Source organism: Peptoniphilus harei, assembly GCF_900454685.1.
GTDB lineage: Bacteria > Bacillota > Clostridia > Tissierellales > Peptoniphilaceae > Peptoniphilus_A > Peptoniphilus_A harei.
The window spans coordinates 865,278-887,037 of the sequence record NZ_UATM01000032.1 but is presented as its reverse complement, the minus strand read 5'-3'; the positions used below and the strand labels follow the sequence as shown (position 1 = coordinate 887,037).

The following is a 21,760-nucleotide window of genomic DNA, read 5'->3' as shown; positions in this document are numbered from 1 at the left end:
GTCTTATGTCTTATCTCCTCTTAATGTCTTCCCATCTTTCATTAACCACTTGTCTTACTTCATCTTCATCTAGCTTTACTATTTCCCTATCTTTCATGATAAAGTTGCCGTCGCAGATAACTGCTTCCACATCAGATGAATTTGCTGAATAAACTAGGGCTGAGATCAAATTGTTTCTCGGTGTGAAAGAATTTGAATCTAAATCAAAAATTGTTAGGTCTGCAAGGTAGTCTTCCTTAATCAAACCAAGATTTTCAAAGCCAAGGGCCCTTGCTCCATTTACTGTTGCCATTTTTAAAATTTCTATAGCTGGCACAGCCTTTTCATTCATGGTAACAGCCTTATTTACAATGCCACCTATGTGCATTTCTTCTACAAAGTCTTGGTTGTTGTTTGATGAGTCGCCGTCAGTTCCCAGTGCCAAGGTGATATTGTTTTTTAATAATTTATCAACTGGTGTGAAACCACTGGCAAGTTTTAAGTTTGATGAGGGATTGTAAACTGGGAAGAATTTTTTATCCTTAACAAGTTCAATTTCTTCATCAGTGATGTGAACGCAGTGGGCTGCAATAATTTGGCTATCAAGCATGCCTAAGGAGTTCACATATTCAATTGGTGTCATTCCATATTCTTTTTTAGAATTTTCAACTTCTGTAAGAGTTTCAGAAAGGTGGATGTGAATTATCTTGTCATATCTTTCCCTTGCCCTTTTTGAAATTTCCTTTAAGAATTCTGTTGAACAAGTATAAATTGCGTGTGGTGCAGGGACAACCCTAATTCTCCCATTAGCTTTCTCCTGGTAGTTCTTGTAAAGGTCGTCAAATTCTTTAAGCTTTGCTTCTCCTTCTCCGTCAACATCTGTCATGCCACGAGTTAAGACTCCACGAATTCCAGCTTCAATAGCAGCATCCCCAACCTTATCCATTTCGTAATACATATCACAGAAGGAAGTGACACCCGACTTTATGTTTTCAATAATAGAAAGCTTAGAAGACCAATAGATGTCTTCTGGGTTTAGCTTTGCTTCTATGGGCCAAATTTCATTTTCAAGCCAGTCCATAAGTGCCAAGTCGTCGGCATAATTTCTAAAATAAGACATGCCAAGGTGGGTGTGGGCATTTACAAAGCCTGGAGTTAAGAGTTTGTTCTCTCCATCAAAGACCTCATCTGCATCAAGCTTTAAATCTTTTCCAATTTTTTTTATTTTATTTTCTTCTATAAAAATATCTGCCTTATCGACAATTTTTTCATTCTCTATATCCAAATAAGAAATATTCTTTATAAGTAAGCTCATAATTCCTCCAATACTATTAATATTATAACAAAGTTTAAAATTTTTTTTCTAATTTATTGCAATTTACCACTTCCACAAATTTAAACTTTGGTATAATGACTTTATGATTGGAAATTATTTAGAGTTCAATGTATTTTTTGACATCATCGGGACAATTGCCTTTGCAATTTCCGGTGCCATACTTGGTTGCAAGAAAAAGATGGACATACTTGGCGTCATAGTTCTTGGTCTTGTCACTGCCCTTGGGGGAGGCTTTGTTCGTGACTTGGTCCTTGGCATCAATCCACCAAATATGTTTCAAAATTCAACTAACGCAATCATCTCCACTGTCTTTTCAGTTCTAGTTTTTATGTTTTTCTATTTTAGGAAAAACTTCACATCAAGACAGGTCCTAATCTTTATGAATGAGTTCATGATCCTTAGCGACACAATTGGTCTTGCGTCTTTTACTATCACTGGAATGACAACTGCCCTTTCCCTAGGTCTTGATAAGAAGTTTTTGCTCATCTTTGTTGGTTCCATAACAGGAGTTGGCGGCGGAATGATTCGTGACGTCTTGGCAGGCACTATCCCCTTTATCTTCAAGGAACAAATTTATGCCGGCGCCTGCATCTTGGGCTCTATAGTTTTTCTTCTCACGAGAAATTTTTTAGGCGACCAGGTTTCCATGATAATTTGTTTTTTTACAGTTTTAATATTTAGACTCTTGGCAGTGAAAAAGAATTGGAACCTGCCAAGGATTAGTGACTAGGAGGAAGAAATGGCAGTAGCAGAATTAACACTTATACCTATAGGAACAAAGACAACATCTGTGAGCAAGTACATTGCAGGTGCCCTTGACTCTATTGGAGAAGTTGATGGACTAAGATATGAACTAAATCCAATGGGAACGACAATTGCCCATGACGATTTAAAAGTTTTATACGATGTAATAAGAAGAATGCAAGAGTCAGTTTTTGATGCAGGTGCAGACAGGGTCTACACTGTTGTAAAAATTGACGACAGACGTGACAAGGACTATTCCTTTGAAGACAAGGTTACGTCTGTAAATGAAAAGAGAAAAAATAAATAATTTTTTAAACCTCATCGACTTTGATGGGGTTTTTTGATATTTTGTTAGTGATTAGATTTTACTTGTGACTTCATAAATTTTTATGACTTGGGAATTTTTTGTCACTTTATAAATTTTTTGTAACTTCATAAATTTTTATGACTTCACAAGTTTTTGTCACTTTATAAGTTTTTATAAGATTATAATTTTTGATAACTTAGGAAGTTTTTATAAGCTAAAAATCTTTTTATAAATAAGGAGGAAATATGTACGAAGGTTTTTTGACAGATGTTAAAGGGATAAAACTTGGTCACGCAGAAGATGAACTTGCCCTTACTGGGACAAGTGTTATCTTGTGCGAAGATGGTTTTACTGCAGGAGTTGATGTTCGTGGAGCAGGACCTGGCACTCGTGAAACTGATCTTCTAAGAGCAGAGAACTTGGTCCAAAAGGTCCACGGAGTTTTCTTAACTGGCGGGTCTGCCTATGGTCTTGATGTTGGCGGCGGCATCATGAAGTTTTTGGAAGAAAAGGGCGCAGGCTTCGACGTGGGAGTTGGAATAGTTCCCATAGTTCCTGGCGCAGTCCTATTTGACCTTGCAGTGGGCGACTCAAAGGTCAGACCCGATTTTAAAATGGGATATGAGGCTGCGAAGTCTGCCAAGGAAAAGGATGAAACTCAGGGAAACTTTGGGGCAGGTTGTGGCGCCAGCGTTGGAAAAATCTTGGGAAATGACTTTGCCATGAAGTCAGGCATAGGCCAGTCCTCTGTAAAGGTTGGCGACCTTGTTGTCTCTTCTATTGTTGCCCTTAATGCCATGGGAGATATTTTTGATTATGAAGAAGGTAAGAGAATTGCTGGAGTTTATGACAGGAAAAATAAAAAATTTTTAGACACTTGTGCCCTTTACGAAAAGCAGCTTAAAGATTATAATCAATTTAGCCCTGCCAACACTACAATTTCTCTTGTTGCAACAAACGCAAGGCTTACTAAGGCAAACTGTAATAAGATCTCACAAATGGCTCATGATGGATATGGAAGATCAATTAACCCAGTCCACACCATGAACGATGGAGATACAATATTTACACTTGCAAGCGGCCAAGTTGAAGCAGATATAAATTTAGTTGGAATTCTCGCTGCAAAGACTATTTCTAGGTCTATTGCCAATGCAATTTATTCAGCAGAGGATTCAGGTGGGCTTGTAAGCTATAGGACTATCAAATAAAATTGATGGAAAAATGAAGGGTATCTACACGAACCCTATCGGAGGTAAAATGAATCGAAACACTGAACGTAACAGAAGGCTAGTGATAGCTGCCATGCTTGGTGCCATCACAGTTGTTCTTAGTCTAACTCCCCTTGGACTTATTCCACTGGGAGTTATCAATGCAACTACTATGCACATACCAGTAATTATTGGAGCCATAGCAGAGGGACCTGTGGTGGGAGCCATGGTTGGACTTATCTTTGGAGTGTCATCACTCTTAAATGCAATTTTAAGAAATGCAAGTCCCGTTGCCTTTGTCTTTTACAATCCACTAATTTCTGTCTTGCCAAGAGTTTTAATTGGGATAACTTCCTATTACTCTTATGCTGCAATGAAGAAGATGGAAGACAAGAACTTGAGAAACTTAACTAAGGGACTTTGGGGACTAATTTCAATTTTCTTAGTTTACTTACTTTATAAGAATATTAAGACTGGTGGATCAACACTAAATATTACTTTTGTAGTAATCCTACTTGCCCTTTGCCTTGGATTTTTAGTTTACTCTTTCAAATCAAATGAGAAGGACTTCCCTATTGCCATAGGTGCCTTTGTGGGATCAATGACTAACACAGTCTTAGTACTTGGTGGAATTTATCTAATTTATGCCAAGAGATATGTTGAGGCTCTAGACATTCCACTAGAAAATGCAAAATCAGCAATCCTTGGTGTGTCAGTTACATCTGGAATACCTGAAGCTATCCTATCTGTTATAATTACTACAGCAGTTATAAAAGCTTTGAAATCAAGAAGGGGTTAATATGTTACTTGCAATTGATATAGACAATAGGACAACGGACTTCGCTGTCTTCAGTCAAGATGACTTAATCGATAAGTTTTCAATTACAACTGACAAAAATAGGTCTGTGGTTGAAATTAAACTCACGATTAAACTCATACTAATGGATAAAAATATAGAACTCTCTGACATCAATGAAATAATTATTTCAAACGTGGTGCCAGAACTCTCTTCTTCTTATGAAATAATCTCAAGAGAACTCATTGGCAAGAAGCCAATTTTTATCTCTGCTGGAGTCAAGACTGGTTTAAACATAAAATGTGAAAGTCCAAGAGAAGTAGGCTCAGACAGGATCATAAAGGCAGTTGCTGCCACAAGAATCTACACAGAAAATATAATAATAGTTTCTGCATCATCAATTACAACAATTGACTATATCAATGCAAAAAAAGAATTCCTGGGAGGACTAATCCTGCCAGGAATCAACTTGCTTCAAGATTCACTTGTGAGAGGTAGTGCAAAGCTCCCTCATGTTGAATTAAAAAGGCCTGATGATGTAATTGGTAAAAATACTGAAAAAGCAATCCAAAGGGGCCTTTACTACGGCTACAAGAAGGCTGTCCTTGGGATAATTGATGAAATAGTAGAATCTTATTCTCTTGCAAAAGAAAATACAAATATTTTAATCACTGGACCCTATGGCCATCTCTTAAAGCTATGTAAGTACGACTTAATAAGAGACGACGACCTAGGCATCTACGGACTTAAAATTATTTACGACCTAAACAAAAATAAGGCTTCATGATTTATGAAGCCTTTTTTCTTACCTATATTTTTCTAAATCTTTAATGTCCACTTTATGGAAGTTTACCTCAAAACCTGAAAGGTCTACGATCTTTTCCATAGTAGAACGGAACATATCAATGTCACCAGTTATATAAAAGTCAATGGACCTATTGGGAACTTCCTCATGGTCCTTTTCTATTTTCAAAATGTTCATGGCATCAAGGACAGTCTTGTAGGCTGGGTCAACCATTAAAACTTTTTTGCCTTGTTTTTTTAAGACCCTCTTAAAGGAATCTTCCACTAGGGGATAGTGAGTACAACCGAGAATCATTGTGTCGAAGTCGTAGTCACCAAAGTAGTCTAAGTACTTCTTAACAATCCCGTCCATGTATTCTTCTTCAAACTCGCCTCTCTCAATGGCAAGAGTTAGGTCAGGACAGTAGACTGATTTAAGTTCAATAGATGGATCCATAGACTTTAAGACCTTGTCATAAACGCCACTCTCCACACAAGACTTTGTTGCAACAAGGGCAACCTTCTTAGTCTTAGTCCTCTCAAGAGTGTTCTCACTACCTGGTTCAACAACCCCAATAATCGGATACTTGTATTTTTCATTGGACTCCTTGAGGCCGTGGCTTGTTGCAGTATTACAAGCAATTATAGAAAGGTCCACGTCAAGATCTTTGAAAAAACCCATAACCTCCATTGTATAATTTTTAATCTCTTCGTCAGTCCTGGCACCGTAGGGCATCCTAAGAGTATCCCCAAAGAAGACGAAGTTTTTATTTTTTATTTTATTTAAAGCGACTTTTAAAACAGAAAGTCCACCTACTCCGCTGTCATAAAAGCCAATCACATTATTTCCCATTCAATCACCAACTCTTTTATATAATACTATAAAATAAGAAAAACAAAAAGAAGAATCTAAATTTCTTCCCTTGTTATAGTTTTCCGTTTTAGACCATGTGATTAATTATATAAAATATACCATTCTCTATCAAGTTAGGTATAACGCAATTTTAGATTAATTTATTTTGTTTTAAATTTTAATAAATTGTTCACAAAAAGTTTCTTCCGAAGATTGATCATTGTAAGTAATTTTTATTTTATTTTTTTAATTTTCCTATTATATCATAATCTATGTTTAAGCTTCGCACATTAAAAAACACTCTTAAAAAAAGAGTGTTTAATCTTAATTTCAAAATTTTAATTCTTGGCGATATTTACAATAGCTTCAGTTAATAGCTTAGAAAAATTTAAATTCAATTTATTACCTAGGTCATTACTCCACTTAGGTATAGATAAGGTCTTTTTAACAAGCTCTTGGCTTCCCAAATAATCCTTTAAATCAACATAGACAAGAGAAATAAAGGACTTTGAATAGTCATAAAACCCATCAAATTCAGGATCATCTTTAAAGGGAAAATTATCTTCAATAGACAGATCACTTATGGCTGATTGTTTTGGCAAAGTATCTCCGCCTTCAATTATAGAGCCCGCCATTATTCCCAAGTAATCGCTAGCCATCAATAAAGCTTCTTCTATTGAATCACCTTGAGTGCCTGCTCCTTCAATATCTGGCATATAAACATAATAACCTTTCTCTTCTGGACTATAATAAAAAATAGCTGGATAAGAAACTAACATAATTACCACCTCTCTTGTTATAAGAAGTAGGGCTATTTCAGCCCCGCCTCTTTTAGTATTCCACGCTCAGTTCCCTTTTGAAGTTCCCCATGTGGAATAATGATTGGTCTTTTTAGGCCAGGCTTTGTCATTTTTACATGACTACCCTTGCCACCTTTTACTACTTCAAAACCATTCTTTTTAAGTATCTTGACCATTTCATCTTGTGTCATCGGCATGTATACCTACCTCCTGACAGTTTTATTTTACCACGTAGTCATACGTAGTGTCAATTTTAAGCTTAAATTCTACACTACTTACAGTCATGTTTATATAATTATTTGTAACAAAAAAAGCACCCTAACATTATCGTCAGTGTGCTCTTAATAATATTTTTCTAAATCAAAATATCCTAACTCGTAAGCATCCTTGCCTTTATCTAAACAAGTTAATATTATCTCTTTTTCATATTCTCTTGATATTCCCATGTTTGGGAATAAATCTCCAAACCTAGCGATATACTCATTTTCTAATTTTTCCATAATACTTTCACTTATCATCTTTACTCCTTTTATCCTTTAGATTTTATGAACTTTCTTTTTTCAAATTTAAAATATAAAGCAAAAAGCCTGCGAACATTGCATTCACAGGCTTTTAAATGGTGCACCTTTACGGACTCGAACCGTAGGCCCACTGATTAAGAGTCAGTTGCTCTACCAACTGAGCTAAAGGTGCAAAACTTATTAACTTGTCTGTACCATCAGTACAACAAAGATAATTATAAATAAAAAAAACACTCCTGTCAAGTGTTTTTTTTATTTTATTTTCTAAACATTCTATAGTCTGCTTGCTCTTCAAACATTTCATAGATAGCTTCAATGGTTCTTTCACTTGCTTCTCTAGCTTCCTCAGGTTTTTTCTCTTCGATTAAATTATAAATTTTTTGCAAATTTTCATAGTGTCTTTGATAATTTTCTTTATTTCTAAAAATAAAATTACCAAACCTATAAAGCCTTTTGTTGACCATTGTCATAACTTCAATTAATATTTCATTATTTAATGACTTAACAAGAGCCATGTTCCATTCAATGATTAAGTTTTGGGCAAGTTCTTCCTCATCATTTTCAATGGCAAGCCTAAGATCTTCGTTGACCTTTTCGAAATATTTTGTCTTTTCTGTTAAGCCCTTTTCTGCCAAGAGTTCAACACAAAGAGGCTCCAGCGACTTTCTAACTATATAAAGATTTTTGGCTTCTTTGACAGAAATTTTTGAAACAATATAAGATTTTCTTGGAAAACTTGTAACAAGTCCTTCCTTTTCAAGTTTTTTTAGGGCCTCTCTAACTGGTGTTCTAGATACATCGAGTTTAGAAGCGATTTCCATCTCAATAAGTTTGTCTCCTGGCAGTAATTTATTTTTTAAGATTTTATCTTTTAAATCTCTATAGACCATATTGCTAAGAGACTTCTTATTAGATTTCGTGTCCAAAAATCTCACCTCCTATTTACTAAAATATTTTCCTCAGTCTGGGATTTTTCTTTTTTTCATTATACCATAAACTCAGTAGTTTCATATATTAAATTTTTGAATATTTATAATTTGACAAATGTTTATCACTCTCATTTTCGGGTAACATAAGTATAGGCAAAATTAAAAGAACTTTAAATTGGAGGAAAATTTATAATGAATAAGAAAATTTTAATGACAACACTTGGACTAGGACTTGCACTAACACTTACTGCTTGTGGACCAAAAAACCAAGCAATGGATCTAGCAAATTCTAATGCTAAGAACACTAAGGTTGAAGAAAGTGCTAATGCAAATAAAACAAATGCTAACAAAAATGCAACTGACAATAAGGCTGATGCACAAACAAAAGAAGAAACAGCTGTAAATAAGGGAGCTGTTGCTAACCTAGACCCTGGTATTGCTTTTGACGGATTCAAAAAACTTCATGCAGATGCTAAGATTGAATCCTTCCAACTTGATATTGAAAATGGAAAAGCTTACTACAAGGTTAATGGTTATGATGCTGAAAACGAATATGAAGTTACAGTTGACGCAGTGACTGGCGACATTGTAAAGGACGAGTTTGAAGCAGAAAACACATCAGCTAAGACAGCTGACCTACAATTAGAAATGATCGAAGCAGTTGACAAATACATGGCAGAAGCTTTAAAGGACGCAGGTCAAGGCTATGAAGCTGGAGAATACGAAGTTGAATTTGACAACGGAAAATATGAAGTAAGTGTTGAAGTTGTTAATGGAAACAAAGACATCACTTACACTTACGACTATGAAACAGGTAAGTTAATAGAAAAAGATATGTAATATTTTTAAGAGAGGGCTTGGCCCTCTTTTTTTTATGATTTTTTATTTCTTTCAAATAATTTCTTCCTGTTATTAAAATAATTTTTGTATATAATTATTGTTAAGAAGGCAGTTTTTTGCAAAATTTTATTAGGAGTATAAAAAATGTTAGAAAGAAAATTTGTTATTTTTTATAAAAGATTAAAGAAGTACCTGACAAATCTCATAAGCCAAGATATTTTTATTAGGCTCAGCTTAAACATAATAGTTCTTTTCTTTGCCATAAAAATTTACAAGACCTTTGATCTCGATGAATACTTAGATATAACAGTCTTTACTGCTGCCATAGCTATCCTCTTGATTGACTTTTTTATTGTTACAATTATAAATTTTGTTTCTGTGAAGAAAGAAGACTCCTTAAAAACTACTGATGATTACAAGTCTCTGATAAAAAAGTATCCCCTTGATAAAAAGTACGGTTACTTTTATGAATTTAAAAACACCAAGCTAGATAAAATTCCTTCAAAAGTTAGAAGAAAGTTTTATGAAGATGATGATGATTTTAATTTTAATGAAGATCAAGTCTTCCCCATAAGAAAGTTGGCTGACTGCAAGGGCAAGGAAATAAGTTTGAGAGATAGGGAAGAAATCTTTCAAATGGAAGAAAGCTTAAAAGAAAATTTAAATATTTTAAAGGATGTTCATAAGAATTCAAATATTTACAACAACAAGTGTATCAGGCTTGATGATCTTACGGAGCTTGAGGACAAGGTCGTATTAAAAACTTCAAGGACAAATTACTTTGACTTTTGTGCATCAAACAGGATGATTGATTACGTCCACAAGAACAAGAGGACTATAAGAGATGACTTACTCTATGGTCCCCTCTTTCCAAGTCTTTCTGAATCTCCTTTATCCAATCTCTTGGGCTTTAACTGCTCAGTTGTTACTAGCGATGGTTACTTGATCTTCATCAAGAGAGGTTCCAATGTTTCCATTGAAAAGGACAAGCTTGGCCTTGGAGTCCAAGCTTCTGTTAAATACATGTACACCCACGCTGAAGAGGGCAAAAAAATTATCGACATAGAAGATATTTATAGGTCTGTTGAAATGGAATTTGTTGATGAGCTGGGAGTGAGTCTCCATAGTCCAGAAAAAATCGGCAAAAACCTAGTTGATGTTTACTACGATTATGTGGAGGGCAAGCCTCAACTTTATTTTGAATTCTTCTTAGATAATGAGGACAAAAATTCTAGCCTAAAAGAAATTTCTGCTTATCTAGCAAAAAAAGATAAGTCCATGATTAAAGACGGAAATTCTATCCTTGCAATTCCACTTAAGAAGGCAGAAAATATTTATATCTCATCCTTTGCCCTTGCCTATGAAGACCAATATTATTCAATGGTTCCTTCTGCCTCCTATTGTGTGGCGAGATTTTTAGAAAATATAAGATAAAAAAACCTGGGTTATTGCCCAGGTTCTTTTTTTACTCTCAAATTATAAATTATAGATTTCTTCAGCAGGAAATATTTCGATTTCTTTAAGTGAATTAATGCGACTAAAAAACTCTTCTTCTGTCATAGTCTCTGCATGGTCATCATCAATACAAGTATATTTGGATAGACCATCAATTTCGTCTATAATCTTTTTCATATCATACTTTGTCAAAGGAAGTTCACCGTCTACTTACAGTCCAAGACCTGGCGACACATCAAAAAGTCTTGGGTAACTAGCAACAATTAGGTGGGCATCTGGACCAACCTTCTTAAAGTATTCGTCGCTCTTCCCTTCATTTTATATCTCCTTTTCAAATAGTATTTTTGTCTTAATTGTATCATATAAAAATTTTAAGTTTGTAAAGACTTATAGGCTTAGCAAGCTAACACTCAATAAAAAATTTATGTCTTCAAAAAATTCTAAGCAAAAAATATACACAAAAAAACTCTGGCATCTCTACCAGAGTTTCTCTATTATATCTTATTCATATTTTCCGTGACAGTTTTTATATTTTTTTCCACTTCCGCAAGGACATGGATCATTTCTTCCTACTTTTTCTTTTTTTCTAACGTAAGGTTTTTTCTTTCCGTCATCTGGATTTACAGTTTCAACTTCCTTTGCTACCCTAACCCTTTGTACTCTTTCAGGGTTAACTACGTGGTAAAGCATTTTAACTGTGTCTTCTTTAATTGATTCGTTCATTGCTTCGAACATATCGAAGCCTTCTTCTGCGTAGGCTCTTACTGGGTCAGTTTGACCAACTGCACGAAGTCCAATTCCCTTTCTTAGTTGATCCATTGCATCGATGTGGTCCATCCACTTTTGGTCAACATTTTGAAGAAGGGCAACTCTTTCAATTTCTCTGAATTTTTCTTCGCCGAAGTCTTCTTCTTTTTCTTGATATTTTGCATCAGCAAGTTCTTTTATATAAGCCTTTAGTGAATCCACTGTAGGATTTTCAAGTTTCTTTAAGAAGTCTTCTTCAAAATCAAAAGTAGCCACACCAAAGTTTCTTATTGATTCAAAGTCAAGATAGTTTTTGTTGTTATCATCTAGCTTGTTGTAGAAGTCAATAGTCTTATCTATTACATCATTTCTCATTGCAATGATGTCGTCTCTTAGGTTTTCACCTTCAAGAACTCTTCTTCTTTCTGCATAGATAACTTCTCTTTGCTTGTTCATAACGTCATCATATTTTAGGACGTTCTTACGAATACTAAAGTTGTTACCTTCTACTTTTCTTTGAGCTGACTCTATTAGTCTTGTAAGGATTTTGTGTTCGATTGGTTCGTCTTCTTCTGGATCAAGCTTAACCATTGTGTCTTTAAATCTGTCTCCAGCAAATAGTCTAATTAAATCGTCATCTGCTGAGATGTAGAATCTTGAAGAACCTGGGTCTCCTTGACGTCCTGAACGACCACGCAATTGGTTATCAATACGTCTTGACTCGTGTCTTTCTGTACCAATAATTCTAAGTCCGCCAACCTTCTTAACTTCTTCAGCTTCCTTGTCTGTTTCAACCTTGAATTTTTTAACAAGAGCTTGATAATCTTCTCTTGCCTTAATGATTTCTGGGTCATCAGTCTTGAAGTATGAGTCTGCATATTCTAGCATTTCATCTTCCATGCCTTGCTTCTTAAGTTCCTTCTTTGCAAGATATTCTGGGTTACCACCAAGTACAATGTCGGTACCACGACCAGCCATGTTTGTGGCAATAGTAACTTGACCGAAACGACCTGCTTGGGCAACTATTTCAGACTCTTGTTCGTGATTTTTGGCGTTTAAGACATTGTGCTTAATGCCAGCACGTTTTAAATATTTAGAAAGAGCTTCAGACTTGTCAATTGACACAGTACCAACTAGGACTGGTTGACCTTTCTTATTTGCCTCAGCAATTTCTCTTGTAACTGCCTTGAATTTTGCATCTTCATTAATATAGATGTGGTCATTGTCGTCATCTCTTTGCACAGGTTTATTTGTTGGGATTTCAACAACGTCAATGTTATAAATATCTCTAAACTCGCCTTCTTCTGTCATAGCAGTACCTGTCATACCAGCAAGCTTATCATACATTCTAAAGTAGTTTTGGAAGGTAATTGTTGCAAGAGTCTTTGATTCAGCTCTTACTTCTAGACCTTCTTTTGCTTCGATAGCTTGGTGAAGACCTTCGGAGTATCTTCTACCATACATTAGACGGCCAGTGAATTCGTCAACAATTATTACTTCGCCATCTTTTACAACATAGTCAATATCTCTGTGCATTGTACCTGCTGCCTTAAGGGCTTGGTTGATGTGGTGAGATAATTCCATGTTTTCTGCATCAGATAAGTTTTCAATGCCAAAATATTTTTCGGCCTTAGCAATACCCTTGTCAGTAAGAGTTGCAGTCTTATCTTTTTCATCTATTACATAGTCTACAGTTTCTTCTTCGAATTCCCTGTTAAATCTTTCAAGATCAATTTCATCTTGAGACTTGATTCTGTGGCTAAGAGTGTTTACAAAATCTCTTGCCCTAACATATAAGTCAACAGATTCATCACCTTGACCAGAAATAATAAGAGGTGTTCTCGCTTCGTCAATTAAAATTGAGTCAACTTCGTCGACGATACAATAGTGAAGTCCTCTTTGAACCATTTCTTCCTTATATATAACCATGTTATCTCTTAGGTAGTCGAAACCAAATTCGTTGTTAGTACCATAAGTGATATCAGAATTGTAAGCAGCCTTCCTGTCCTCTTGGTCCATGTCGTGGATAATACATCCAACGCTAAGACCTAGGAATTCATAAACCTTACCCATCCAGTCCCTATCACGGCTAGCCAAGTAGTCGTTGACAGTAACAACGTGAGTTCCCTTGCCTTCAAGGGCATTTAAGTAAGCTGGAAGTGTAGCAACAAGTGTCTTACCTTCACCAGTTCTCATTTCTGCAATTCTACCTTGGTGAAGAACAATACCACCAATAACTTGGACCCTAAAGTGCTTCATGCCAAGAACTCTCCAAGCAGCTTCTCTTACAACAGCAAAAGCTTCTGGAAGTAGGTCATCAGTTGTTTCACCATTCTTAATTCTATTTTTAAATTCTTCAGTTTTATTTTTAAGCTCGTTGTCTGAAAGCTTTTCCATCTCACCTTCGAGACTCATAACTTTATTTACAAGGGGCTCGATTTTTTTAAGTTCCCTATCGCTGTAGGTACCAAAAATCTTTTCCATTAAACCCATTTTACCACTCCTTTTACCTGACGTATTATTCTATCATTAAATGGCATATTTTACAATAAAAATCCCGTTCAACACATCTCTATAAATTATATTGTTACTAATATTTAATGTCAATATAAATAGGCTAATTACTTAATTTAAATAAGTTACTCTCATGTGAAACTATACAAAATTAAAATTTTATTATAAAATGTACTAAATGATGAGGAGGTTAATATGATACTAGTAGTTGACTTTGGTGGCCAATACAATCAGTTAATAGCAAGACGAATAAGAGATCTTAACATTTACTGCGAAGTTGTACCATACAACAAGGCCTTAAAAGAATTAGAAAATAGAGACAACGTTGAAGGAATAATTTTTACAGGTGGACCTAACTCAGTTTATGAAGAAGGAGCACCACAAATAGAAAAAGAAATCTTCGACAAAGGCATACCAGTACTTGGACTTTGCTACGGAATGCAAATCATGGCCCACACACTTGGTGGAGAAGTTATAAAAGCACCAAAAGAAAGAGAATTTGGAAAAACAGAAATCGAAACAAAAGAATCACCAATCTTTAAAGACCTAGCAAAAGAAGAAACAGTTTGGATGAGCCACGTGGATAGAGTTAATAAAGTTCCAGAAGGCTTTGAAATAATAGCAAAGAGCGAAAACTGTCCAGTAGCTGGCATGGTAAATGGTGAGAAAAAACTTTATGCACTACAATTCCATCCAGAAGTAAACCATTCAGTTCACGGCAAAAAAATGTTAGAAAACTTTGCAGTAGAAATCTGTGGAGCAAAAAAAGATTGGACAATGGAAAACTATGCAAAAAAATCCATCCAAGAAATAAAAGAAAAAGTTGGCGACGGAAAAGTCCTCCTTGCCCTATCAGGTGGAGTTGACTCATCAGTAACAGCAGCCCTACTATCAAAAGCAGTTGGCGAAAATCTAACATGCATCTTCGTTGACCACGGACTAATGAGAAAAGACGAAGGCGACGAAGTAGAAGAAGCCTTTAAAGACTCAGGCATGCACTTCATAAGAGTAGACGCAGAAAAAAGATTTTTAGATAAACTATCTGGTGTAACAGACCCCGAAAGAAAAAGAAAAATCATTGGTGAAGAATTCATAAGAGTTTTTGAAGAAGAAGGACAAAAAATAAAAGCAGTAGACTACCTAGCACAAGGAACAATTTACCCAGACGTAATTGAATCAGGACTAGGCGACTCAGCAGTAATAAAGTCCCACCACAACGTAGGCGGACTACCAGACTTCGTAGACTTCAAAGAAATCATCGAGCCACTCCGCATGCTATTTAAAGACGAAGTACGTGACCTTGGAAGAGAACTAGGACTTGCAGACTACCTAGTAGACAGACAACCCTTCCCTGGACCAGGACTTGCCATAAGAGTAATGGGCGAAATCACAAAAGAAAAATTAGACATACTTCGTGATGCAGACAAAATCTTTAGAGACGAATTAGAAAAAGCAAAACTAGAAGACATCAACCAATATTTCGCGGTCCTAACAAACAACAGGACAGTAGGAGTAATGGGCGACTTTAGAACTTACGACTATACACTTGCCCTTCGTGCAGTGTCAACAACAGACTTTATGACAGCCGACTTCACAAGAATACCTTGGGAAATATTGGATAAGGTGTCAAATAGAATAGTAAATGAAGTAGACCACATAAATAGGATAGTATATGATATAACATCAAAACCCCCAGCAACAATTGAATGGGAATAATTGCAAAATTTTCTAAAATGGCTTAATTACAAGCTATAAAGAGAATGAAAAATGGCTACTGGTACTCAAATGGTACTGGAAGCTAAAAAGAATAAACTAAATAATAGTTCCAAATGGTTTACATTTGGACAAAATATTAGACCGTAGCTTCAAACTGCGGTCTTTTTGAGTGTATATATTGTACATAATTTAGCAAATAAATTATGCGACAATAAAATGTCGGTTTGAATTCTCGTACTGTCGCCAATATGATATGATAATTATGTTAGAGGAGGACTGCAATGAACCTATATATAGAGTCAGAAACAATGGAATTAAAAGAAAAATACACAGATACAATTACAAAGGAAATAGTATCTTTCCTTAATAGTGTAGGAGGATCAATTATTATCGGAGTAAAAGATAATGGTGTTGTTGTCGGTGTAGAAAAAGTTGATGAAGTTCTTAGAAAAATATCTGATATTATAACAACTCAACTAGAACTGAACCCACAAGATTAAATCAGTTCAGAGCTTAAATTTGATGAAGGGAAAACTTTAATAGTAATTCATTTAAATAAAGGACATTATCATATTTATTGTCAAAAGAAATATGGATTTTCTTCCACAGGATGCACAATACGAATCGGAACAACCTGTAAAGAGATGACACCAGAGCAGATAAAAATTCGATATGAGAAAAAATTTATAGATAATGAATACATGCTTAAGAAAAAATCAAATTCATCTGATTTATCGTTTAGGGAACTTAAGATATATTATTCGGAAAAAAATTATCATTTGGACGATAAATCTTTTGAAACTAATTTGAATTTAAGAAATGAAGCCGGAGAATATAATTTACTGGCAGAACTATTATTTGATAAAAATAATATTCCCTTTATTTTTGTGAAATTCCAAGGACAGAATAAAGCTTCTATATCTTAAAGAAGCGATTATGGGTATGGATGCATATTAACGACTTGTGGAAAAATAGAAAACAGATTGCAGGCTGAGAATATATGTATTTCTGATACGACAGTAAGACCCAGAGAAGATACATATTTATTTGATTCTAAATGTGTTAATGAGGCAATTTTAAATGCTTTAGTTCATAACGATTGGACAATCACTGAGCCACAGATTTCAATGTTTAATCATAGACTTGACATATTATCGCATGGTGGTCTTCCTGATGGAATGACAAAAGAGCAATTTTTTGATGGAATAAGTAAGCGTAGAAACGCAATATTGATGAGGATATTTCTAAATATGGGACTAACTAAACACACCGGACTTGGGATTCCTACGATTATAGAAAAATATTGTAAAGATGTTTTTGAAATTGAAAGCAAATATATTAGATGTACTATTCCTTTTAATCAAGAAGTAGTTGATCAGATAGACAATAAAAATGTCGGTTTGAATGTCGGTTTGAATAAGACTGAAAAGAAAGTGATTGAACTTTTGATAGAAAATCCAAGCTTAACATCAATTGAACTTTCAGAAAAAATAGGTGTAACAAAGAGGACTATCGAAAGGACATTCAAATCTTTACAAGAAAAGAAAATGATAGAAAGAATTGAATCAAAGCGTGATGGCATTTGGATTGTTATTGGATAAATAAATTATATTTATAAAATAAAATTTATAAGAGCGATTTGTTCAAATAATTTCCAAAATTCTAAGTAGAAGCAATATGAATTGACACTAAATTGATATTGCTTTTTAATGTATTATTGAGGTATTAAAATGGATATAAAAATAATGAATTGCAACAATGTAGATGAAGGAAATATAAAACTAATTGAAGGAAGACTTAATATTAAATATGCCATTAATGGTACAGGTAAGTCAACTATTGCAAAAGCTATAGAAGCAACTATAACAGACGATGAATCAAAAATGAAAGAATTACTTCCATTTAAGTATTATGATATAGACAGCAAGCATGAACCAAAAATTACCTGTAATGAAACACTTAATAGCGTTGCGATTTTTAATGAAAAATATGTTTCAGATTATATTTTTCAACCAAATGAGTTAATAAAAAATAGTTTTGAAATTTTTATAAAAACTAGTCAATATGAAAATCATACAAAAGAGATAAAAGAACTTTTAAAAAAAAATAAATCTAACTTTTAAAGAACATCCAGAATTAGATGATTTAATAAATTCATTTCAGAACTTTATTTCTGGTTTTGGTAAAGCTAAATCAGGATATTCTGCAGCTGGCTCAATTGCTAAAGGTATAGGAAAGGGAAATAAAATAGAAAATATCCCCAAAGGTTTAGAAGTATATTCTAGCTATTTAAAACATGAGAACAATGTTAAATGGCTTAAATGGCAAATGGATGGTAAAAGTTATTTAGATATGGATAATATATGCCCTTATTGTGCGAATGAAGTAGAAGAAGTTAGGAAAAAAACAATTTTAAAAGTTAGTGAAGAATACGATACAAAATCTGTTGAACATTTAAATAAGATGTTGGAAGTCTTTGAGCTTTTAAATCCATATTTTAGTATAGAAACAGAAAAAAATAAAAGAAATCACTAAAAATGCTACAAACATATCTGAAGAACAAATAAACTATTTGACAGAAATTAAAAAACAGATTGAAGTATTATTGACTCGATTGAATGGATTAAAAAACATAGGCTTCCACTCGTTAAAATATTCAGAGAAAATTGCTGATGAATTGAATAAATATAAGATTGATTTATCCTATTACTCACACCTAAACTCTGAGTTGACTATGGAAAAAGTTAGAGTGATAAATTCTAGTTTAGATGAAGTTTTACTAAAAGCAGGACAGTTACAAGGTGAAATAAATAAACAAAAGAAGCATATCAAAGAGACAATTGAAGAATATAGTTCTGAAATAAATGATTTTTTATATTATGCAGGATATAAGTATAGAGTTTCAATTGAATATGATGATGTCAACAACTATCACTTAGTTTTAAAGCATATAGATAACACGAGTAATGTTAATTCAGTGAATAATCATTTAAGTTATGGCGAAAAAAATGCATTCGCTTTAGTTTTATTTATGTATGATATATTGAGGACAAATCCTGATTTGGTAATATTAGATGATCCGATATCATCATTCGATGGGAATAAAAAATTTGCTATTATTAATATGCTATTTATGGGCAAAAAATGTTTAAAGGATAGGACTGTTCTTTTATTGACACATGAATTTAATACTGTTATTGATTCAATTAAAAATATGAGTCATCTATTTAATCCAGCACCTAAAGCTGCATTTCTATCCACAAATAATGGTGTGTTATCAGAAAAAAATATTAGTAAAAATGATATTAAATCTTTTGTTGATATTGCTAAATCAAGCATATCATCTGAAATAGATATTTTAAATAAACTTGTATATATGAGAAGATTAGAAGAGATTCAAGACAAAAATTCATTCTCTTATCAATTGATATCAAATCTCTTCCATAAAAGAGAGGAACCTATATTTAAATATTTCGATGCATCTTCGGGAAAAGAACAGTGTAGGAAAATGAAAAATGAAGAGATTTGCAAAGCAAGTGATGAAATAAAAAAAATTAATACCAGATTTCGATTATGAAGTTGAGTTAAAGAAAACACAAAATAAGACTATATTAAAGAATTTATATGCAGACAGTGAAAGTAATTATGAAAAATTGCAGTTGTATAGAATTGCATTTAATGACAACCATGATAATGATGTTATAAGAAAATTTATAAATGAAACTTTTCACGTAGAAAATGACTATTTATTTCAATTAGATCCAAGAGAATATAACACCATACCTCAATATATAATTGATGAGTGTAATAAAGAAATGCTTTAGATATAAGAGAAAATGAATTAAATAATTATTTGATATACTAATGCTGATATTAATGAATTAAAAATTAGTAAATTTTAAATATTTATGTAATGATGAATTTAAAGTTGTAAAATCACAACTATATTCTCAAAAAGAGTTTCTCCGGTACTGGGACTGGGACGGGACTAAAAATCTAAAAATGCCCTATAATTAGGTGGATTTATGGATATTGTAAAAAATAGAATATAGTATTTTGAATGGTTTGGGATATATCGGACGTTTAGAAAAGAAGAGTGGGAATAAAAGTTAATAGAAACTTACAAGACCTTAGTTACGACTAGGGTCTTTTTTGTACTAAAACTTTTTTAGTTGAATAATAATTCTTTATTTCTGTAGTAGATTTAAAAAATAAGTTATAATTAATTCAAATTGAAGTTTTAATATTATAAGTTTTTATTTGTTTTTGAAATATTTTTGAGGTGAGTTTTTTGAAATCAAATTACGATGGTGTGAAATACTATGGAATTAATGACCTATCTTTAGGATTTTATTTAGATAAATCAGAGAAAATTATAAGAAATAATCCAACCAGCTCAAAGATTGATGATATTAACGTTATTTTAGAACTTTACAATATTTATTTAATTTTTAAGAGTGGTTCAAAACTTCAAAGTTGGAGTGAAGCTACTTATGATGAATTAAAACGTTCTACTTTAAAATTTATGCCTTTCATAAGTTCCTATTTTTCTAAAATTAAACCTGAGAATTTAAGATTGATATATTCAAAAATCAGCAATCAATACATTGATGATTTTTGGTCTCTCTTTGATAAATATAATATTTTTGAAAACATAACAAACGAGACGTTTGAAAATTTTTTAAACTATGAAAAAGTTCACTTATCCTATCTTTTAGAGCACAAAAATCTTGTGAATTACTTTGATAAAGAGATTGCAAATTATATGCGACTCTCGAATTCAACTGCTGAAATACTTATAGAATACAGACTTGTTGAAAGAGAAGACAAACCTATAAAATATTTCTTACCAAAGTCTTTAACAATAGAACAACAAATAGATATTGTAAATGGCTATATAAACTCTCAATCATATAATCCAAATTATCTAAAAATAATATTTAATTCGGGTTCAAATAAAGATTTTCCAATAAACGATTTAATGAGATTAAATGCTAAGAAAAAATATGAGGAGAATATAGATAAAGTATTTAATTCAAAATCAGGTTTTAAATTTGGTGCAGAGGTAGAATTTAGCAACACTACTGATATTGTTGAAGTTCGTTCTTATAATCCTTTAGTACCTAGGTTTATTTATAGTAGTGATTGGATTAAGGATAATTTAGATAATCCAACTTTATTAAATAATTTCATTTATCTATTCAACTATACAGATATGTTTTTTAGGTCCAACTTTCCATCTAAAGAATGTGAGTTTTCACCTCTAGAAAAATTTACGGGTTTAAAAGGTATTAAGTATTATGAAAAAGGAATTGCTTTCTCACAAAAAGAAATTCTTCATTCCGTACAAATTATTGCTTATGAGAATGAGTTAAAGAAATACAATGTAGAAATAGAATTTTTGTTTAAATGGTTTTTTGAAGATTACCTAAAAGATGAATTTGAAGTGTATGGATTTAAATTTTCTCCATGTTCGGAAAATTCCACATACCTAGAAAAAGTTAGAAATTTATGTTCTGAGATGGACTCTTTATTAAAACAATACAATTTATATGTTAATTACAATTCAATAGATAGAGAACTTATCGAAATTTCGCGAAACTCTGTTTCCTTGGATAATCTACCCAGTTTCTCGTCAAGTAAATATGGATATATTTTAGATTCAGAGCTTATTGGTATATCTAATTTGCTGTACTCTGATCAATCAATTATTAATCATACTTCAGTTGAAAAAATGCAAGATAATTTTGAACAATTATTAAAACACAAAAAATTAAAGATATTAGACTTTAGTAATTATCAGATAGAAACTTTAAAGTACCTAAAATCCAAGAATATAATATATGAAGATTTTTATGGATATTTAAACTTAAATAATGATTTATGTAAAATATTGAAAGATTTTTACTATAATGAAGTTTTATGTTTAAATTATTATAAAAATAAAAAAGTTCTAAACTCTTTAATTAATGATAAAAAAATTATTATAGAAAATAAGCTTTTTTCTAAACCAGAACAAAATTATTTGAACTATGTCCTTAATAATCGCAAATATGACAATGGTTTATCGATAAGAAATCGATATTTACATGGTAGTAATACCAACGATGTTTCTGATCATAAACAAGATTACTATACAATACTAAAAGTTTTCGTTTTGATAATTATAAAAATCAATGAAGAGTTTTGTTTAAGAGAAAATTTCTAATCAGAGTTTAATTATCTATTTATA

General features: G+C 32.8%; 23 protein-coding genes and 1 tRNA gene. 15 read left to right on the top strand and 9 right to left on the bottom strand.

Annotated elements, in window-relative coordinates:
* Nucleotides 1-10 precede the first annotated feature (10 nt).
* Nucleotides 11-1,294, bottom strand: coding sequence for an amidohydrolase (locus DRZ96_RS05595; RefSeq protein WP_112889899.1), 1,284 nt, complete (start codon nt 1,292-1,294; stop codon nt 11-13).
* A 103-nt stretch (nt 1,295-1,397) separates the two neighbouring features.
* Here DRZ96_RS05595 and DRZ96_RS05590 point away from each other — a divergent pair, with 103 nt between their 5' ends.
* The 5 genes from DRZ96_RS05590 (at nt 1,398) to DRZ96_RS05570 (ending at nt 5,157) form a co-directional block, all read left to right on the top strand.
* Nucleotides 1,398-2,045: a trimeric intracellular cation channel family protein gene (locus DRZ96_RS05590; protein WP_112889898.1), complete on the top strand. Its 648-nt coding sequence runs from the start codon at nt 1,398-1,400 to the stop codon at nt 2,043-2,045.
* Between the two features lie 9 nt (nt 2,046-2,054).
* Nucleotides 2,055-2,366 carry an MTH1187 family thiamine-binding protein gene (locus DRZ96_RS05585; protein ID WP_112889897.1) on the top strand — a complete coding sequence of 104 codons (312 nt, stop codon included), beginning with the start codon at nt 2,055-2,057 and terminating at the stop codon, nt 2,364-2,366.
* Nucleotides 2,367-2,611: 245 nt separating this feature from the next.
* The gene (locus DRZ96_RS05580) at nt 2,612-3,574 is read left to right on the top strand and encodes a P1 family peptidase (protein ID WP_112889896.1); all 963 of its coding nucleotides are present in this window, start codon (nt 2,612-2,614) and stop codon (nt 3,572-3,574) included.
* Nucleotides 3,575-3,623: 49 nt separating this feature from the next.
* Nucleotides 3,624-4,373, top strand: a complete 750-nt coding sequence (locus DRZ96_RS05575; RefSeq protein ID WP_112889895.1) for an ECF transporter S component — start codon at nt 3,624-3,626, stop codon at nt 4,371-4,373.
* A 1-nt stretch (nt 4,374) separates the two neighbouring features.
* Entirely contained in the window at nt 4,375-5,157 is a 783-nt protein-coding gene (locus tag DRZ96_RS05570) for a type III pantothenate kinase (protein WP_112889894.1), read from the top strand.
* A gap of 18 nt (nt 5,158-5,175) precedes the next feature.
* Here DRZ96_RS05570 and murI read toward each other — a convergent pair whose 3' ends face one another.
* The 6 genes from murI to DRZ96_RS05540 form a co-directional block, all read right to left on the bottom strand.
* Nucleotides 5,176-6,006, bottom strand: a complete 831-nt coding sequence (gene murI / locus DRZ96_RS05565; RefSeq protein ID WP_112889893.1) for a glutamate racemase — start codon at nt 6,004-6,006, stop codon at nt 5,176-5,178.
* Between the two features lie 338 nt (nt 6,007-6,344).
* Nucleotides 6,345-6,785, bottom strand: coding sequence for a type II toxin-antitoxin system HicB family antitoxin (locus DRZ96_RS05560; protein ID WP_112889892.1), 441 nt, complete (start codon nt 6,783-6,785; stop codon nt 6,345-6,347).
* 32 nt (nt 6,786-6,817) lie between these two features.
* The gene (locus DRZ96_RS05555; protein WP_112889891.1) at nt 6,818-7,003 is read right to left on the bottom strand and encodes a type II toxin-antitoxin system HicA family toxin; all 186 of its coding nucleotides are present in this window, start codon (nt 7,001-7,003) and stop codon (nt 6,818-6,820) included.
* Between the two features lie 144 nt (nt 7,004-7,147).
* Nucleotides 7,148-7,324 (bottom strand): serine/threonine protein phosphatase, encoded by a 177-nt coding sequence (locus tag DRZ96_RS05550; protein WP_232012771.1) that lies wholly within the window; start codon nt 7,322-7,324, stop codon nt 7,148-7,150.
* 99 nt (nt 7,325-7,423) lie between these two features.
* Nucleotides 7,424-7,499 (bottom strand) — tRNA-Lys (locus DRZ96_RS05545).
* Nucleotides 7,500-7,584: 85 nt separating this feature from the next.
* A complete protein-coding gene (locus DRZ96_RS05540; RefSeq protein ID WP_236251343.1) occupies nt 7,585-8,262 on the bottom strand; it encodes a GntR family transcriptional regulator in 678 nt (225 codons plus the stop codon).
* Nucleotides 8,263-8,448: 186 nt separating this feature from the next.
* Here DRZ96_RS05540 and DRZ96_RS05535 point away from each other — a divergent pair, with 186 nt between their 5' ends.
* Both DRZ96_RS05535 and DRZ96_RS05530 read left to right on the top strand, forming a co-directional pair.
* On the top strand, nt 8,449-9,096 hold the full coding sequence (locus DRZ96_RS05535) for a PepSY domain-containing protein (RefSeq protein ID WP_112889890.1): 648 nt from the start codon (nt 8,449-8,451) through the stop codon (nt 9,094-9,096).
* 144 nt (nt 9,097-9,240) lie between these two features.
* Nucleotides 9,241-10,530 carry a hypothetical protein gene (locus DRZ96_RS05530; protein ID WP_112889889.1) on the top strand — a complete coding sequence of 430 codons (1,290 nt, stop codon included), beginning with the start codon at nt 9,241-9,243 and terminating at the stop codon, nt 10,528-10,530.
* A gap of 42 nt (nt 10,531-10,572) precedes the next feature.
* Here the strand turns inward: DRZ96_RS05530 and DRZ96_RS10585 are convergent, their stop codons facing one another.
* Together DRZ96_RS10585 and secA are read right to left on the bottom strand one after the other, a co-directional pair.
* A complete protein-coding gene (locus tag DRZ96_RS10585; RefSeq protein ID WP_172605467.1) occupies nt 10,573-10,743 on the bottom strand; it encodes a hypothetical protein in 171 nt (56 codons plus the stop codon).
* 309 nt (nt 10,744-11,052) lie between these two features.
* Entirely contained in the window at nt 11,053-13,791 is a 2,739-nt protein-coding gene (secA, locus tag DRZ96_RS05525; RefSeq protein ID WP_112889888.1) for a preprotein translocase subunit SecA, read from the bottom strand.
* A 216-nt stretch (nt 13,792-14,007) separates the two neighbouring features.
* Here secA and guaA point away from each other — a divergent pair, with 216 nt between their 5' ends.
* The 8 genes from guaA to DRZ96_RS05495 all read left to right on the top strand — a co-directional run bounded on the left by guaA (nt 14,008) and on the right by DRZ96_RS05495 (nt 21,736).
* Nucleotides 14,008-15,528, top strand: coding sequence for a glutamine-hydrolyzing GMP synthase (guaA, locus tag DRZ96_RS05520; protein ID WP_112889887.1), 1,521 nt, complete (start codon nt 14,008-14,010; stop codon nt 15,526-15,528).
* Between the two features lie 281 nt (nt 15,529-15,809).
* On the top strand, nt 15,810-16,028 hold the full coding sequence (locus tag DRZ96_RS11725) for an AlbA family DNA-binding domain-containing protein (protein WP_236587171.1): 219 nt from the start codon (nt 15,810-15,812) through the stop codon (nt 16,026-16,028).
* A gap of 144 nt (nt 16,029-16,172) precedes the next feature.
* Complete coding sequence (locus tag DRZ96_RS11720) at nt 16,173-16,454, top strand: hypothetical protein (RefSeq protein ID WP_236587170.1); 282 nt, start codon at nt 16,173-16,175, stop codon at nt 16,452-16,454.
* A 57-nt stretch (nt 16,455-16,511) separates the two neighbouring features.
* Nucleotides 16,512-17,129 carry an ATP-binding protein gene (locus tag DRZ96_RS11715; protein ID WP_236587169.1) on the top strand — a complete coding sequence of 206 codons (618 nt, stop codon included), beginning with the start codon at nt 16,512-16,514 and terminating at the stop codon, nt 17,127-17,129.
* A 144-nt stretch (nt 17,130-17,273) separates the two neighbouring features.
* A complete protein-coding gene (locus DRZ96_RS05510) occupies nt 17,274-17,651 on the top strand; it encodes a hypothetical protein (RefSeq protein ID WP_146740969.1) in 378 nt (125 codons plus the stop codon).
* A 229-nt stretch (nt 17,652-17,880) separates the two neighbouring features.
* A complete protein-coding gene (locus DRZ96_RS05505; RefSeq protein ID WP_146740968.1) occupies nt 17,881-18,063 on the top strand; it encodes a hypothetical protein in 183 nt (60 codons plus the stop codon).
* A gap of 37 nt (nt 18,064-18,100) precedes the next feature.
* Nucleotides 18,101-19,105: an AAA family ATPase gene (locus tag DRZ96_RS05500; protein WP_256584814.1), complete on the top strand. Its 1,005-nt coding sequence runs from the start codon at nt 18,101-18,103 to the stop codon at nt 19,103-19,105.
* A gap of 714 nt (nt 19,106-19,819) precedes the next feature.
* Nucleotides 19,820-21,736: a hypothetical protein gene (locus DRZ96_RS05495; protein ID WP_070700492.1), complete on the top strand. Its 1,917-nt coding sequence runs from the start codon at nt 19,820-19,822 to the stop codon at nt 21,734-21,736.
* Nucleotides 21,737-21,760 lie beyond the last annotated feature (24 nt).